The sequence below is a fragment of the Chloracidobacterium sp. genome (assembly GCA_025057975.1).
In the GTDB taxonomy this organism is placed as follows: domain Bacteria; phylum Acidobacteriota; class Blastocatellia; order Chloracidobacteriales; family Chloracidobacteriaceae; genus Chloracidobacterium.
In genome coordinates this window covers 242590-258096 of the sequence record JANWUV010000004.1, presented here as the reverse complement: position 1 = coordinate 258096, position 15507 = coordinate 242590, and the positions used below count along the sequence as shown (strand labels likewise).

Annotated in this window: 18 protein-coding genes; 10 read left to right on the top strand and 8 right to left on the bottom strand. The window is 61.4% G+C overall.

Annotated elements, in window-relative coordinates; genetic code table 11:
* The 3 genes from NZ585_05345 to NZ585_05335 all read right to left on the bottom strand — a co-directional run.
* On the bottom strand, positions 1–244 hold a 244-nt coding region (locus tag NZ585_05345; GenBank protein ID MCS7079465.1), incomplete at its 3' end, for a hypothetical protein.
* 218 nt (positions 245–462) lie between these two features.
* Positions 463–1785 carry a fumarylacetoacetase gene (gene fahA / locus NZ585_05340; protein MCS7079464.1) on the bottom strand — a complete coding sequence of 441 codons (1323 nt, stop codon included), beginning with the start codon at positions 1783–1785 and terminating at the stop codon, positions 463–465.
* Positions 1786–1803: 18 nt separating this feature from the next.
* Positions 1804–5154 (bottom strand): DEAD/DEAH box helicase, encoded by a 3351-nt coding sequence (locus NZ585_05335; GenBank protein ID MCS7079463.1) that lies wholly within the window; start codon positions 5152–5154, stop codon positions 1804–1806.
* A gap of 216 nt (positions 5155–5370) precedes the next feature.
* Between NZ585_05335 and NZ585_05330 the strand changes: the two genes are divergently transcribed.
* The 6 genes from NZ585_05330 to NZ585_05305 all read left to right on the top strand — a co-directional run bounded on the left by NZ585_05330 (position 5371) and on the right by NZ585_05305 (position 8844).
* Positions 5371–5628 (top strand): hypothetical protein, encoded by a 258-nt coding sequence (locus NZ585_05330; protein ID MCS7079462.1) that lies wholly within the window; start codon positions 5371–5373, stop codon positions 5626–5628.
* A gap of 169 nt (positions 5629–5797) precedes the next feature.
* Positions 5798–6157: a hypothetical protein gene (locus tag NZ585_05325; GenBank protein ID MCS7079461.1), complete on the top strand. Its 360-nt coding sequence runs from the start codon at positions 5798–5800 to the stop codon at positions 6155–6157.
* A 55-nt stretch (positions 6158–6212) separates the two neighbouring features.
* Positions 6213–6611, top strand: coding sequence for a tetratricopeptide repeat protein (locus NZ585_05320; GenBank protein ID MCS7079460.1), 399 nt, complete (start codon positions 6213–6215; stop codon positions 6609–6611).
* 90 nt (positions 6612–6701) lie between these two features.
* Positions 6702–7115 carry a hypothetical protein gene (locus tag NZ585_05315; GenBank protein MCS7079459.1) on the top strand — a complete coding sequence of 138 codons (414 nt, stop codon included), beginning with the start codon at positions 6702–6704 and terminating at the stop codon, positions 7113–7115.
* On the top strand, positions 7102–8190 hold the full coding sequence (locus tag NZ585_05310) for an EscU/YscU/HrcU family type III secretion system export apparatus switch protein (protein ID MCS7079458.1): 1089 nt from the start codon (positions 7102–7104) through the stop codon (positions 8188–8190). The genes NZ585_05315 and NZ585_05310 overlap by 14 nt, the downstream gene beginning before the upstream one ends.
* Before the next feature lie 18 nt (positions 8191–8208).
* Positions 8209–8844, top strand: a complete 636-nt coding sequence (locus NZ585_05305; GenBank protein ID MCS7079457.1) for a hypothetical protein — start codon at positions 8209–8211, stop codon at positions 8842–8844.
* 4 nt (positions 8845–8848) lie between these two features.
* Here the strand turns inward: NZ585_05305 and NZ585_05300 are convergent, their stop codons facing one another.
* The 5 genes from NZ585_05300 to fliJ all read right to left on the bottom strand — a co-directional run bounded on the left by NZ585_05300 (position 8849) and on the right by fliJ (position 13752).
* Positions 8849–10189: an O-antigen ligase family protein gene (locus NZ585_05300; GenBank protein MCS7079456.1), complete on the bottom strand. Its 1341-nt coding sequence runs from the start codon at positions 10187–10189 to the stop codon at positions 8849–8851.
* A complete protein-coding gene (locus tag NZ585_05295; protein MCS7079455.1) occupies positions 10182–11465 on the bottom strand; it encodes a tetratricopeptide repeat protein in 1284 nt (427 codons plus the stop codon). The genes NZ585_05300 and NZ585_05295 overlap by 8 nt, the downstream gene beginning before the upstream one ends.
* Positions 11466–11486: 21 nt before the next feature.
* The gene (locus NZ585_05290) at positions 11487–12203 is read right to left on the bottom strand and encodes a hypothetical protein (GenBank protein ID MCS7079454.1); all 717 of its coding nucleotides are present in this window, start codon (positions 12201–12203) and stop codon (positions 11487–11489) included.
* Between the two features lie 50 nt (positions 12204–12253).
* The gene (locus tag NZ585_05285; protein MCS7079453.1) at positions 12254–13111 is read right to left on the bottom strand and encodes a hypothetical protein; all 858 of its coding nucleotides are present in this window, start codon (positions 13109–13111) and stop codon (positions 12254–12256) included.
* Between the two features lie 155 nt (positions 13112–13266).
* Positions 13267–13752 (bottom strand): flagellar export protein FliJ, encoded by a 486-nt coding sequence (gene fliJ / locus NZ585_05280; protein MCS7079452.1) that lies wholly within the window; start codon positions 13750–13752, stop codon positions 13267–13269.
* A gap of 55 nt (positions 13753–13807) precedes the next feature.
* Between fliJ and NZ585_05275 the strand changes: the two genes are divergently transcribed.
* From NZ585_05275 to NZ585_05260, 4 genes are read left to right on the top strand one after another with little or no spacing between them, the layout of a single operon-like run.
* On the top strand, positions 13808–14077 hold the full coding sequence (locus NZ585_05275) for a hypothetical protein (GenBank protein MCS7079451.1): 270 nt from the start codon (positions 13808–13810) through the stop codon (positions 14075–14077).
* A 39-nt stretch (positions 14078–14116) separates the two neighbouring features.
* Positions 14117–14305: a hypothetical protein gene (locus NZ585_05270; GenBank protein ID MCS7079450.1), complete on the top strand. Its 189-nt coding sequence runs from the start codon at positions 14117–14119 to the stop codon at positions 14303–14305.
* A gap of 18 nt (positions 14306–14323) precedes the next feature.
* Entirely contained in the window at positions 14324–14701 is a 378-nt protein-coding gene (locus NZ585_05265; GenBank protein MCS7079449.1) for a hypothetical protein, read from the top strand.
* Positions 14702–14741: 40 nt separating this feature from the next.
* Positions 14742–15035 (top strand): hypothetical protein, encoded by a 294-nt coding sequence (locus NZ585_05260; GenBank protein ID MCS7079448.1) that lies wholly within the window; start codon positions 14742–14744, stop codon positions 15033–15035.
* Positions 15036–15507: the final 472 nt, after the last annotated feature.

The window sequence follows — 15507 nt, the reverse complement described above, 5'->3', positions numbered from 1 at the left end:
GCGGCGACTTCGCCGCGATGAACGGCAGCGGGATGAATTCCGTGAAGCCGCCGGTTTCGCGCTGAAGCGTCCGCAGAATGTCGTGCCGCGCCGCTGGGTCGGTTGTCGTGAGCAACTGAAGCGCTGCGCGCAGCGATAACGGTTCAAAATGCACCGCCGCGTCAAGAATGGAAGCGATGGCGGACAGGCGGGGCGTTTCCGCGCAGGAACTGAAAACATCGCGCGCCAGCGGCGGCAACGCCACGGCCAATTTGCTTGCGCTGGATGGCAACGGCAAGCCCGGTTGCGCCTATGCAACCCAGCAGTCCTTAGCCGGACTTCTGCACGGCGGCGCTCACCTAAGGGCGTCGTCGCGCTTCGGTGCCGCTTGCCGATCAGGCCGCCGCTTATGACCATGATCTCGGCCAGCGACGAAACAACCTCGCCCGGCCATGCGCCGCAAACAGCCGCCTGACCGGCCGGCTACGCCGTAATCCGTCCGCGACACTCGCCGAACCCAATCCGCCGGAAGCCCTCCCGCAAGCAAAAGCCGCGTAACACAACCTCGTCGCCGTCTTCCAGAAACGTGCGCGTCTCGCCGGAAGGCAGCGCCAGCGGCTCTGTGCCGCGCCAAGTCAGTTCCAACAGGCAACCACGCGCATCCTTCGTTGGTCCCGACACCGTGCCGCTGCCCAACAGGTCGCCTGGCTGCAAGTTGCATCCGTTGCTTGTGTGATGCGCCAGCATTTGCGCTGGCGTCCAATAGAGGTCGGCCAGCCGGCTTTGACTCAACCGCATGGGCGGCAGTCCCGCCTCGCGCATACGCACCGTTGAGAGTTCCACTTCCAGCGTTACATCAAAGCCACCCTGCGCCTGATCGGTCTCGTCCAGCAGGTAATCAAGCGGTGCGGGATCGCCCTCCGGCCGGGCGTACGCCGCGCACCGAAACGGCGCCAGCGCCTCCCGCGTCACAATCCACGGCGCGACGCTCGTCGCAAAGCTTTTGGAAAGAAACGGCCCTAGCGGCTGGTACTCCCACGCCTGAATGTCCCGCGCCGACCAATCGTTGAGCAAACACAAGCCGAAGATGTGCTCGTCGGCCGCAGAGATGGGAATCGGTTCGCCAAGCTGGTTGCCCCGACCGACGATGACGCCGACTTCCAGCTCATAGTCGAGCAGCCGCGACGGACCGAACACCGGCGGCGCAGTGGGATCCGGGCGCGTCTGACCGTGCGGACGACGGATGGGCGTCCCGCTGACGACCACCGACGACGCCCGTCCATGGTAGCCGATTGGGACGTACTTGTAGTTGGGCAGCAGCGGGTTTTCAGGGCGAAACATCGCGCCGACATTCGTCGCGTGAAACACCGAGGCGTAAAAGTCCGTGTAGTTTTTGAAATCCAGCGGCCGGTGCAACGTCACCGCCGCTTGCGGCAGCAAAAACGGCGACAGTCGCGCACGGTTGGCGTCGGCGTCCGGGGCGGCATCCCACAGGGCGTTCGACAACCAGCGCCGCACCGCCGCGACCTGCTGCGGGGGCAGCGCACAGACGGCCGCCAAGTCCCCCGTCGCACAGGCTTGGAAGCACGGGTGGGCTTCGCCGGCTTCATCAGCCGTCAGCGCCGCCGCCAGACGGGTCACGTCCAACACCTGATCACCGATGGCGACGCCGATGCGGGGCGACGGTTGGGACGGCTCCGAGAAACGACCAAAGGGCAAATTCTGAATGGGAAAGTCCGTGTCGGGGGCGTTGGCTGCCGCGACCCAGCTTTGTCGTGCGGCGTCATGGGTAAAGTCGGTTGTCATGGGCGGTGTGAGCTGTCCTCATGACAGCAGCAGTTCAAGGTCGGCGCGTTCGAGGTTGCGAATGAGGCTGTTGTCGGCGGTGATGATGGCGTCGGCCAGCTCGCGCTTCGTCGCTTGAAGTTCCAGCACCTTTTCCTCAACAGTGTCCTTGACAATCAACCGGTACGCAAACACCGGGCGGGTCTGGCCGATGCGGTGCGCGCGGTCAATCGCCTGCGCCTCAACCGCCGGATTCCACCATGGATCGAGCAAAAAAACATACTCCGCCGCCGTCAGGTTGAGCCCCTGCCCGCCAGCGCGCAGGCTGATGAGAAACAGCTTGCAGTCGGGATCGGACTGAAAACGCTCAACACGCTCTTGACGATTGCGTGTGCGGCCGTCGAGGTATTCATATGTTACGCCGTCCGCGTCGAGTCGCTTGCGGATGAGCGCCAGCAGGCTGGTGAACTGCGAGAACACTAACACCTTCGAGCCGCTTTCCAGTACTTCCATCAAGTACAGGAAAAATGCATCCAGTTTGGCGCTTGGCTCGTCGGCTTTGGTCGGATCAAGCAGTCCGGGGTGACAGGCCGCCTGCCGCAGGCGCAGCAAAGCTTCCAGAATCTGGAGCTTGGCTGACTGAATCCCCTTCGCTGACACCAGACCCAGCAAGGTGCGCCGATAGTGATCGCGCAATTCGTTGTAAGCGCGCCGCTGTGCGTTCTCCATCTCACAGTAAATCGTCTGCTCGGTTTTTGCGGGCAAATCGCGCGCCACTTGCTCCTTTGTCCGCCGTAGGATGAACGGCCGCAAAGCGCGGGACAACACTGCTTGAAGGTCAGGATCAAGCGTGCGGCCGCCTGTCGCCGTAAGCTTGAAGACCGACGCCGTGCTCAGCATGCCGGGGTTGAGAAACTCAAACAAACTCCACAACTCGCCAAGGTGATTTTCCACCGGCGTTCCACTGAGCGCCAGCCGGTGACGACAGTTGAGGAGGCGGACAGCTTTGGCTGATTCGCTGCGGGCGTTCTTGATGGCCTGAGCTTCGTCCAGAATGACGTAATCAAAGGCGAGGTCCTTGAGCAGGAGGGCGTCGCGGCGCAGCGTGCCATAGGTGGTCAAAATCAAGTCGTAGTCGGCTAACGCCGCCAATGACTTTGTCCGCCCGACGCCGGTATACTCCAGTACACGCATCTGCGGCGTAAACTTCTCCGTTTCTTGCCGCCAGTTGAAAATCAGCGAGCGCGGCGTGACAACCAACGAGGGCGGCAGCCCCTCAGCCGCGCGGCGCGCGCGGCGCGTCTCCAGCAACGCCAAGGTTTGGGCGGTTTTGCCTAAGCCCATAGCGTCCGCCAAGCAGCCGCCAAACCCAAACCGTTGGAGGAACAGCAACCAGCCAAGTCCTTCTCGTTGGTATGGGCGTAGCACGCCGACAAATCCCGGCGGCTCCAAGGCGGGTTCGACGCCGCTGAAGCGGCGCAGTTGGTCCCGCAGGACGCGAAATCGTTCGTCAAACGTCACTTCTGGTCGCGCAGCCAGTAGGGCGTCCAGTAAACTCACTTGCGTCGCGGCGAAGCGCACGTGACCGTCTTCGACCCGCCCTAACGCCGCAAGAACCCCGTACTGCGTGAGCCAGTCTTCAGGCAGGAGGCCAAATGAGCCGTCCGACAGCGTTACGACTTGCTCACCTCGCCGGAGCGCCGCTAGCAACTCCGGCAAGCGGGCCGTCGCCGTCCCAAAATCGCCCACGCCATGCAGTTCAAACCAGTCCACACCCGACCGAACTTCCATCGAAAACCGCCCCATCGGTCGGAACAAGCGGCCCTCAGCTTCTACCCGCCAGCCGTGCGCCATCAGTTCACGCACCAGTGACGGCAGGCGCTTAGCCGGAAAACGATATCCTGCTTCGTCAGTAGGCGTCCGACCGAACCGTATCCCCAAGTCGTGCAACAGGCGGGCGGCGGCTTGCTCGCGGGCGACATCACGGCGGAGAAATCGCCGTTGTTCCACATCGAACACGCCAGGCTGCGGGTTGGACGCCTCAATCCACAAGCCTTCGTAATCAAAGCCTAGCGTCGCCCACAGCGCCCCATCACTCGTCGTACTGTCGCCTTGCCGGAGACGCAGCACTGGGGTCGGAACGCCCTCCACGGTTTCAAAACGCAGCGGCTCTGGTAGCGTCAGCGGCGGCAGATGCGGCAGCCGCAGGAGCTTGCTTACAAGGTCTGTGCCGTCGGCGAGTGGGATGCGCAACGGCCCCGATCGGCGCAGCAGACCAATCCAGTAAAACGCCCCGTCATCTTGTAGCGGCGCGACCGCCTCATCTGAAAAGACCAAGCCTCCAGACGTGAGCAAGCGGGGCGCTGTTAGCGGTTGGCGCTCTTCACCACGGCGCAACTCACCCATTAGAGTATAGTGTGGTGGGTTGGCTACGGATTGCACCTCCAAATGCAACCGCCAAGGCTCGGCCTCCCAGCGCAGCGGCGGTTGCTGCAACACCTCTGGAAGCGCAGAGGTCTCATCAGTCGGACGCAACCAGCACCGGCCGGTCGCGCACAGCAGCGGCATGAGCACATTGAGCGCCGTCGTGGGAATCTGTACGGAAGCGGAGACCGGCGACCACTCCACTTTCGGCCCCCAGTCCACGTGCTCCCGTATGCCGCTCAATAACGCCAGCGCCTGTCGGTCGCGCGCATCCGGCAGCGCGCCGATCTGCCCAATGCTCAAGGCGATCGGACGCGGACGGCCCCATGCGCCGTCGAGCTTGCGCGTCCGCGACATCACATCCACCACCAGCAGTCCGCGTGCGCGCGTCTGCGCCACGTTGATCAGGTAGAGAATTTCCTGTTCGGCAATAGCGGCGGGTGTGGCGGCGCGAGCTTGCCGTCCCAGTTGAACGAACCAACGCCGCCAGTCGGAGGTTGAAACCGCCAGTGGCTTCTCGCCAGCCGCCTTGGCAAGGTCGCTTTCAGGGGTCGTTGTTTCATCTGGCAGGTGGTCCACCTCCGCCATCAGTCGGAACGAGTGTCCCGTCGGGACTGGAGGTAAAGCACCCTGCGCTTCGGCGAACCGCACCACAGCCCAGATGTGCTTACAAAAGTTGCCCTCCTCAAAATGCGGACATGTACAGGACACTACCAGCGCATCGTCGTCGTGCAGCATTTCAACCTGATAGTCTATGCTGCCCCGGACAACCGCTGAAATGACCCCTTCATTGGCTGCAAAGCGGAGCACGCGCCCACTTTGGCACAGCGTGTCCCCGCGTGCGCGAACTACCGGCGTAAACTCCGGCGCAATGCAATCCGAAATCGGGCGCACCGGATGCTTCCCAAGCGTGGACGGAACGGCGGCGGACGACACGGCGGACGGCGTGGAACAGTTCAAAGCCATTGTCGGTCAACGTGGGCAAAACCAGCTCCGCCCACCAGAGCGCATGAAGATAGTCAGGCGGGCCTTGAACGACAACCGTCGGGCGAGATTTTCCGGCAGGTGGTGCGCGCCCGTCGCCGGCGTCTTCAGAAACGTCGAACCTGTGCTAGCATTCGTCCTCATTGGAACGCTGGCAAACTGCCATAACCAGCTCTTTCCGATTGAGGATAAGCGTACATGACGGCAAGTGAACTGCCTGTTACTGAACTTTTACGTTACCCGACGTTGGATGCCTTATTACAATCACCGCGCGAGTTAGCGGCGCTGCGTCGCCAACTGGACGCCACACGGCACGCCTTAGACCGTGCTATTCGTCAGGGGACGCCGGCCGAGGCCGCTGTTGCGTCGCAGGCTGCGCAGGCTTGGCAAACCGTTGGTAAGCTTCTTGACGAAATGGAAGCGCTTTACAAAGCCACTGGTCAGCCAGTTACATAGCGTTGTCAGCGAACTGCAGGAAAAAGGCTGCTATAACTGGAAGCGTCACGCCGACAAGAGGCCAAAAAAACCGTACCTTCCAAACGCAACAACCTCGCTACGGAAACGATAACTACGGACGAAGGGGAAACCCTATATCCCTGCGGAATATGTTTAGGAGACCTCAATTATGCCCGATGCAATGATCAGCGGACTTCAGCCGGCGATAACCCCATCGTCGTACACCCAGCCGACCACGCCAGTCCGTGAACCGGGACGGTTCGGTCGTATCTTCGGCGGTATTTTGGGCGGGGCGCTTAACGTCGTCGCGCCGGGCGTTGGCTCAATTGTCGGAGGCCTCCTCCGCGGCGGCAACCTACCGGGCCTTGCTGACGCGGAGACCCTGCTGGCGCAACAGTACCACCAGCAGTTGCAGCTTTTCTCGATTCAAACGCGCGCCAACAGCCTGTCACAGCAGTTCCAGATGTTGAGCAACCTGATGAAGGCAAAGCACGACGGCGAAATGGCGGCGATCCAGAACCTCAAGTAGTTCGAATGGCGCGACCTGCGGCTTTTGCCGTGCGCCGCGCCGCCTTGCTGTTGGTATGCCGCTCCTCCCCACGCCGTCTGATCAAGAGTTGCGCGTAGTGCTTGAAGCGGGTTTTGTCCTACGTGATGTCATGCGCTATGACGAAGCCAAGGCTGTCTTTCAAGGGGTTGCCGCGCTGCGGCCGGATTTGGAACTGCCGCCGTTGGCGTTGGCGAGTGTGTTGATTCGGCAGGGCGATCTGGCGCGTGCGCAGGAGTTATGTGAGTCCGTCCTTGCCCGTCGTCCTGACAGTTTGCATGCGCGGGTGCAGCACGGCGAGATTTTGCTGTATCGTGGTAGGCGAGAAGAGGGCGAGGAAATTTTACGGAGCGTGGTCGCCGACGGCGGCGATTCCCCGCATGCCGTTACGGCGCAAGCGTTGCTTGATACGGTGGCAGCTCTTGCTGAGTCGTAGGCTGCCGCCTGTTTCTGTCCCCGGCCCTCGGCGGGCGCAGCGTTGTACCTACACGCGCTGTTCAGTTCTCATAGCGAAAGGAACCGCGTCATGAAAATTCGTCCGGGGTCGCCCTTTGGTTCGAGTCCGACATCTTCTGAATCCGTCAGGGGGAAAAAGCGCTCCGGCGGTATATTTGGCGCGTTGGTTGAGGGAACGCCGGAGACAGTGGCCGATGAAACTTCGGCCGTGACCAGCGCAAGCAGTCCGGCGCGTTCGGCCCTCGCGGCCATTGCGGCGCAATCGAATCTGTCCAACCCAGAGGAGGCCACCGCCGCCGTTCGGCAATCAGCGCATTCCTTGCTGACACTGAGTTTCTCCGACGCTATTCAGTCGTCCCCGTTGAGCGGGAAAATGGCCGACGATCTGGCCGAGTTGGCCGCTGGCGACCCGCGTTTCCGCCGCAAGATGCTCTCTATCTTGTCGCGCCTGAAGACGGAAACGACCTCCCATGTCGCAAAGTAGTGGAGAAAAAACCGAACAACCTACCCCAAAAAAGCTTGATGACGCGCGCAAGAAGGGGCAGGTCGCCAAAAGTCAGGATTTGGTTTCAGCAGCGCTGCTGGTTGGTTCGGTTGGGATTGTCTTCCTGTTGACCGGCGACTTTATCGGCCGGCAAATCGTCGAACTGACGCAGAAAGCCCTCCTACAAGCAGCGACGTACAAGGGTGAGTTAGATGTGGCGACGGCCAGCGGCGCCTTGCTAGATGGACTGGCGACTTTGACACTGACGCTGGCGCCGCTCTTCATCGTTGCGTTTGTCTTAGCGGCGCTGGTGGGTTACATCCAAGTCGGCTCATTGTTTTCGGTTGAAGCGATTAAGCCGGATATGAACCGGCTCAATCCGTTTTCAGCCTTTCAGCAGAAGTTTTTCAAGGCCCGGACGTACATTGAGTTTGCCAAGACCCTGCTCAAGCTGGTCATTGCAACCGGCATCGCCGGCTACGTGGTTTTGGGTTCGCGGCATGTGCTCCCAGCGCTAGCCCGCCTTTCGCCTGCTGATAGCAGCAACTTCATCCTTGGCCAAATCATTCAACTGAGCTTGGCGGTCGCCATCTGTTTTGTCGTTTTGGGCGCATTGGACTTCTTTCTTCAGAAGTTCCTCCACATCCAAGACCTGAAAATGACCAAGCAAGAGGTGAAGGAGGAGTGGAAGGAACAGGAAGGCGACCCGCATATCAAGGCAGAGCGGCGTGCTCTCCACATGGAGTTACTCAACGAAGCGAGCGCGCATGCCGTCCGGGAGTCGGATGTCGTCCTTGTCAATCCGACGCATATCGCGGTGGCGCTGCGCTACGATCGCAAGACCATGAATGCGCCGCAGGTGACGGCAAAAGGCGCCGATCTAATAGCGGCTCAAATCCGTAAAATCGCCCGTGAGGCCGGCGTCCCCATCAAACGGGACGTTGCGTTAGCGCGTGCTCTTTACGAACTCGAAGTCAACAGTGAAATTCCAGAACACCTGTATGAGGCCATCGCGATTGTCCTGCGGTGGGCCTACACATTGGCTGAGAGCGGCCGCCGCTCGCCGTCGTTGTGACAAGGAGGAAATGTTCCAATGCCGGATATAAGAGGCGTCAACAATCGGCAACAGCCGCCGTCTACGAGCACGACCGGCGGTGTTAGCGGCACGCGACTTAACCCGGTTTCAGGAACGGTTGGACAACCGGGCGAGGTCGGACAGCCACGCGGCTTGCCCGCCCCGGAAGTCCCCGGACAAAAAAGTATCCTCCCCGACGCGCTGCTGGGCCGCGATCCGTCACAGGCGCTGGCGGCGGAACAACTTCGGTCCACTGGCGGCGCTTCCGCGACGGAAGAGTTACTTGGTCTCAATCAGCAGCCGACAATGGCCGGCACACTTCTTCCCCCGCTAGGCAATGATGTCGCGCTGCGGCATCTAACGCCGACGATGCGCCGCGAACTGCTGCGGCGGTTGCTTGACCGTCAACAGCGCAATGCGCGGCGACTGCTGGCGGTGCTGCCCCGTGAAGAAGACGACGCCTCTGAGCGCCGCCGGCGGCGAGCGTTGCCTGAAGAGACGCCTGACCCAGAAGCTTTGGCGCTCCCGGAACCGCAACGCCAGCGGGCGGCCCGAGAGTTGCACCAATCGCTGCGCATGCTCGAACTCATTGATCGGCTGATGGCGATGCAGGACGAAACTTTGGCGCAGATGAGCGCTAGCGCCCACCGGTGAACCTTCACACCATCCCCTCGATGTTTTGCGTCGCCGCCGGACGGCCGTCGGCGGTCGCCAGCGCCGCCAGCACCACGAAGTAGGCTGCGTTGGACGGAATCTGCCAGTTGAAGTCGAAGAACCCGTGGACGAGCGACGCCACACACCCGCTTACCGCGCCGATTTGCGCCAAGCGCCGTTCTGGATCGTGGCCTCTAGCGGTCGCCGACCGCAACGCCTGCCGCACCCGACGGAAAAACCACCCCAACCACAGCATCCCTAGCGTGAAGCCGACATAACCGGTTTCCACGAGGAGTTGTAGATAGTCGTTGTGAGCCTGTTCAACGCGGTTGACGCCGTTGGATGTGTCAACCCGCGTGTAGGCGATCTGGAAAGTTCCCAGTCCGCTGCCAGTGAACGGTCGTTCGCGGACAAGCGTCAGGGCGTTTTTCCAGATGACACTGCGGGCGACCTGATCGGCGGTCGCCGGTAGGTTGTCTGTTGGCTGCAACCGGCTCACCAGCGGTTCGACGCCCATCCACCATACGCCGACAAGGACGCTGAGCGGGATGAGGAGCAGCCCACCGGTCGCCGCCCGGTGCAGCCGTCGTTGCGTCCGCGCCGCCAGCGCCGCTGCGCAGATCACGCCAGCCGTTCCAGCGATCCAGCCGCCGCGCGACGCGCTTAGAGCCAGTGACAGCAGCATGACAACTGCCGCCACAACGTAGAGCCAACGAGCGTCATCGTCCGCCCCACGGCGGCGTTGCATCGCTAACGCCACCGCCAACGGTGCCAGCATCTCGATAAAACCCGCGTAGTGGTTGCGATTGACAAACGTCCCAAACGGTGTGCCCAGTAGCTTACGGAAGGCGGCGTAGCTGCCCTGCCCAATAAAGTGCTGCATGATGGCATAGAGCGCAAAAACGCCGCCCCAGGCGACGAGTACGCGAACAAGCAGGACGCCGAACCTTTCAATGGTGAAGAGGTTAGCGCTCACAACAAAAAGGCAGACTAACGCCGTTAGGTGAACCACCGCTTGGCGTGTGTAGAAAGCGTCCACTGTCTGGAGCGACGCTGGGGTGAAAGGAAGCAGTTGCACTAGCGCCAACGCCGTCACACCAAAGCCGATAAAAGCGCCGGCGCTGATGGCGGCGTTGTGTCGTCCCAGCAACGTCCAGAGGCCGAGCCAAATGGCAAGTCCAAACGCCCCAGCGTGCATGATGGCGCGCGCCCACCCTTCAACAGAGCCAAACGGCAACGGCAGCCATAGAAGCCACAACAGAAACACGCTAAAGACGATGGTTTCCACGCCCCCGCCCGCCAGCCTAGGCGTTGTTATTGGCGTAGATGACCAACGTTCAGCCATCACGGGCTCTGGTTCGTGGTTCAAGCGTAAATCCGCCAAACCAAACAACACCGGTAATTGGACAATTGCCGGGCGTTACACAGTCCGCCGGGCGCATAATGGACAGCTCGACGGCGCCCAAATCCGGCGGTATGGTGAAGTCCACCTGCACCTGCCGCCACGGTTGCGTACCGCGCAAGTTGGGCGCTGAACGTATGCGCCAGTCGCGCCGGCGCGGACTTGTCAGTTCAACGCACGGTGGTGCCGCCGTTACCAAATTCTCGCTGCGGACGAAGTAGCTCAGTCGGTAGTCGCCCGGCGGCGGTACCAGCAACTGCTGCGCGTGAGTCAAGGTGGGACTAGGCGAATCGTAGGCAATCTGTAACGCATTCCCTTCAAACGGCTTCTCGATCCTTTGGTCGCGCGCCAGACGCACGCCTTCCTCGTTTTGCCGGAAGCGCCACTCGAAAATCGGTGCTTTGGCGACGGGTTGGCGAAAGCCGCCGTCATAAACTTCCGTTCGCTTGAGACCAAGCGCCTGCCGCTCCGGGACGGCGGCCCAGACGCGCCACGCCGGTTCATACGCTTGCGCCGTCAGGAGGTCTTGGAGGAAGGCGTTCGTCCAGACGCGGTCAGCGTCCTGTTCGCGGAGCACCTCCCGCCAGCGTGCGACGGCGTCCTCGATGCGTTGGTAGGTCAGGAGAAGACGCAGGTATTGGTACTCAATCCCCAACATTCCGGGTGGAAGCAACGCTTCAACGAAGCGGCGGTCGCCGCCGGAGACGCGCCAACCCAAATCGAGCATGAGGATGGCTTGTCCCGGATTCGAGCGCAGCGCGCCGCGCGCGTACGGCACGGCCTCATCGAGCTTACCGACCCGAATGAGGGCGTTCGCCAAGCGCCACTGCGAAATAAAGTGGTTTGGGGCAAGCTCGTGCGCACGCCGAAGCACGCGCTCGGCTTCATCCACCTTGCCGCTGATGGCGAGAGTGTCGCCCAGCATGCCCCAGAGGCGAGCGTCGTACGGGGCCAATGTCAGCGCTCGGCGCAAGTGCCGTTCCGAAGCCTGATAGTCAAGGTGCAACGGGTCAAAGAGGCACGCCGCCCCAAGCGTGCTCCACAAACGCGGATTGGACGGTGCGCGCGCCGCCGCCTGTTCCAGAGCGGTGTAGGTCGCTGGAGGTTTCCGCTGCTGCCATACGTCGTCAGTGGTCTCAACCGGTAACGAGAGAGCAAGACCGAGACCACCGACAACGATGAGCGCCCACCCGGAAATCAGCCGTCGCCGCTTCGACAAGGCGCAGTCGTCACCGACGCCCTAGTTCGGGCGCACTGGACTCACCGGCGGGTCATCATTGCCAGTGGTGATGATGGGAATGATACCGCCGATCACGCCGGCGGCCGCTACAGTCGCTAGAACAGCCGAATTCGCGCCGGCGGCGAGCACAGGCGGAATCACCGGTAGCGACGGCGACGCGGACACGGCGCAGTCAAAGCAAGCGACGCGAAAATCATCCAAGGCGGTCGAGTCAAAGCGGATATAGGCGCTTTCGGGATAATCCCGTGCTTGCCCTTCATTGATAGTCTCAATGGCTGGAGCTGAGGCTTCAGGGCCGCCGTGGACAGTAATTTTCCCCTTCATGACATCAATGTGAGCGCAGCGTGTCGTGAAGACCTGCACCGGCGCACCGTCCGCCTTGATCAGACGGATGATGCCTGCCGTCAACTCAATGCGCGTCCGATCCGCGAGGAAGTTGACAACAATCTCACTACGGTCACCCAGGTACAGTTGCCCAACGCCAGCTAGGTTGAGAATGGCGTAGCCATTTTTGCCGGTGGTAATCCGGCTACCGCTGGCGACGGCCATACTTCCAGCAACCGGATTGCCGTTGATTTTCACATCGCCGCGCGGCAGCAACTGCGCCGCCTGCACGCCCTGGGCGGCCACACCGGCGCCTGCCAGGGGCAGCCATGCGGCGGTAGCGATCCCAATCCCCAAACCCAATGCTAAGAACAGTCGTATGCTGCGTGTCATATGCGAGGCTCCAAAGTAGTGCGGCAGGGCTCAAGAGGGTGTAAAAACGACTAACGTGCGGAGAGTGAAAACGGGACAAGCGGATTGTTTGATTCCCATGTCGCGCGATACAACGCGCCCGCGTTGCCAAGGCGACGCTTGAAATAATCACTGAGCTTTTTCCAATCGTCGTAGTTCAGAATATCGCCGCCTGTGCGCTCCGCCAGAAAGCGGAGGGTCACATTAGGGATGTCCATCCGCCGCGCGCCGCCGCCGGTCACAATCACGGCGTTAGCTTCATCCACACGCGCACTGAAGCTGCGATAGCCCCAATTCAGGTACGACACGACCATATCATTGTTGAGCACACGCGAAACATCCACAATCTGCTGAACGCTGTCATTACCGTCCGTCAAAACGATGAAGTGCGTCAACTTACCCTGCGTCATCGCAGAGAGCGCCAACAGCGTGCCATAGATGTCGGTTGTGGATTTCATCGTACCGTCGCCTGTACCGCCGCTCGCCCACAGGCGTTGCTCCTTGGCGAGGGCTTCGTCAAGCGCCGTACGGGAAGTGGTGAAGTCTTGTAAGACGGCTTTCTGGGCGCTGAAGCGCACAATAGCCGTCGGCACGGCCGGCCGCGCTGGAAGCGCTTTGCGCAAAGCCTCGACCAACTGGGGATATATCGGTATCATGCTCCCCGAACCGTCCAGTACAATGACCACCTGCTCAATCGGTTTGATCTGCGTCACAGTTGCATTGACCCGGACGCCGCCTTCCAGAATCCCATAACTGGCGCCGACCCGGTCACCGATGGCGCATTCTTCACGCCTCACTGTTGGCGTTTGCCCTAGCGCAACATCCACCGTCGTCCACCCGACCAAAAGAGCAGCGCTTAGCACCAAACCTAATCTAATGTTGCGCGTCATATACAGCTTCTCCCCAAACAATTTTTTTTCGGATAAGTCAGTTGTGGATTGGGCTTCTAAGTTGTTGAGATTGACACGGTATGCATAAATTACTCGCTTCGTAACACCAACAGCCGCCAGCCGTCAAGGATGAGGCTTTAAACTGGAAACCACACTCAGGTTTGCCGCCCGTGGCGCGACGTACCGAATTCATCGTTGGCTTTGTTTTCGCGTCGCTCTTCATCCGCTTTGCGCGCCAGTCGCCAGTTCTCACGGTGCTTCTCAATCGCTTGCACCTCTTTGGACGCTTCGATAAGTCCCTCCAACGCCGCCTCAACCGCCGCCTCCGCCCGCTGGACGGCGGCGCGTTGCTGGTCAACGGCGTCCTGTAGGCGTCTTTCCTCCTCCTTCAAATCGGCTATGAAAGTACGGTGCGCCAGCAGTGTGTGGGCGGCCGAACCAGACTGCAGGGCGGCCAACAATCTCGTCTCGGCTTCGGCTTGCCGTTGCCGACAGGCGTCCACGGCGGCAATCCGGCGGGCAAGTTCGGCTTCAGCGTCGGCCAACGCTTGACGGGCGTCGGCCAGCCGCTGTGCGGCGTCTTTCTTGGCTTGTTCCCGGACATCCAGAACCGGCTGTAAGCGGTAGCGAGCTTTCTTCATAAGCGGCTTGGTTGCGGAAGGCTTCAGTGCGCCCAGACCTCAATACCACATTCTATTGAAGTGTGCATCGCACGAGGCCGATACGAACGTCAACTGCGCCGTCCGCGATGTCTGCCGCGACGCCATCCTCCGCGAGTTGGGCGTCCGCCGTGAGTCGGGCGTCCTCAACCTTACGCTTGAAGACTTCGACATCGTTATCACGGCCGACGGGGCGGAAGTCGAATCAGGCGTCTTTGAAACCCAGGGAGGAACCGACTGGGCGAAACGCAACCTCAAGCGCATTGGACTCATTTATCCCGACGGCACGATGCGCGTCATGGAGTGAGGCCGCGGCGACCCAGCAGGCGAACTGGCCTACGCCTCGATGATGGCGCGGCTGCGCCATGCCGCCACCCAAAACGGCGACTACGAGCGGATGTTCGACGCGCGTGGTCTCTTGCATGACAGCGTTTTCAACGACCCCAACAGCGGACAAGCGCAAACGCTCTGGGAGCGATACCGTTCCCTGAAACGGCGCACCCGGCGCTGGTCAAGGCGCTGGGTGAAACCGTGATCACGACCGGCGCGCGGGATGCTTTTTGACGCGCAGCTTGAGGCGCTTTACGTCGCCAGCCGGTTTGACGAGAACACGCAACTCGTTGACTTGGGCGGCCTCGGTCAGGGCGGACTCGCTGGCGCACAGATGTTTGTGGACGCCATGTGCTCAGGTGAAGCCGAACTAGTTTCACAGGATTTCATCCGGCGCTCCAAGGCGACGGAGTTCGGCTCGGCGCCAATCGGCTGGCGATCTTGGGCCCTCGCCAAGCTACGCAAGCTACCATCCATTGGCGTGCAGGGCGCGCGCTACAGTCTGGAAAGCGCTTCACTCGAATATGAGGTGGCCGACATCAAGGTGACGGTTGAGCCGTCACCTAGGCTGAACCAACCGCTGGTTGTCGGCGGGCGGTAGGCTTTCGTCGCCAAGGTGACGGTGGACGGCAAACCGGCGAGTGGAGCCTATACCTTCCGGTGGCAGCCGCACCTGGAATTGCCCGTTTGCGCCCTTTGAGTCCGCCGCCGCGACGACCGAGACGACCTTTACGCGGCCCGGTCCTGCCAAAGTGTGGGTCGAGGTGCTGGAGATGGTGGACGGCGCGCTGACGACCGTCGCCGTTTCGCCCCCACTTGAGCTGCCCGTCACGGCGCCGAAGTTCGAGCTGAAGCCGCCGCCAAACGGCATTTTCGTAGGACAGGAGACATCGGTTTCGCCGGTGGAAACGCCGCCGCTGCTTCCTGTACGGTGATGCCCAAAGCGTTCACCGTGCTGGTCACGGTGACGGAGCCGGAGAAGCCGCCGCCGCGCGTCTGGAAAGAGGGGGTGGTCTTGTGCCGCTGGAGCGGGCGATAGCGACGCACCAGTACGTCGGCCTGCGAGCGGAATCTCCCCTGCCCCGCCCGACGGCGACAGTTCCCGCTATGAGTGGTCGCTCAACCCCGGCTCGCACTTTGCAGGCGGGTCGTTCGGGCGCGACATCCGCGCCTACCGCAACCCGGTGCAGTCGCTCGGCAAGCTGATTGTGACGACCGGCTTGCGATAGCTGACTTGCGATAGCTGATCTTGGGCGGGACGGCGGCTGCGCCGCCCCGTTTTGGGCAATTCCGAAGCCCACTTCTCATTGCAAAGAAACGGGATGAGTTACGACCGGTGGTGGCTTCTGGCGACATTTCCCACAACATCTTGTACTGAAGCCTTGACAAGCCGGCGGCGGACGGACA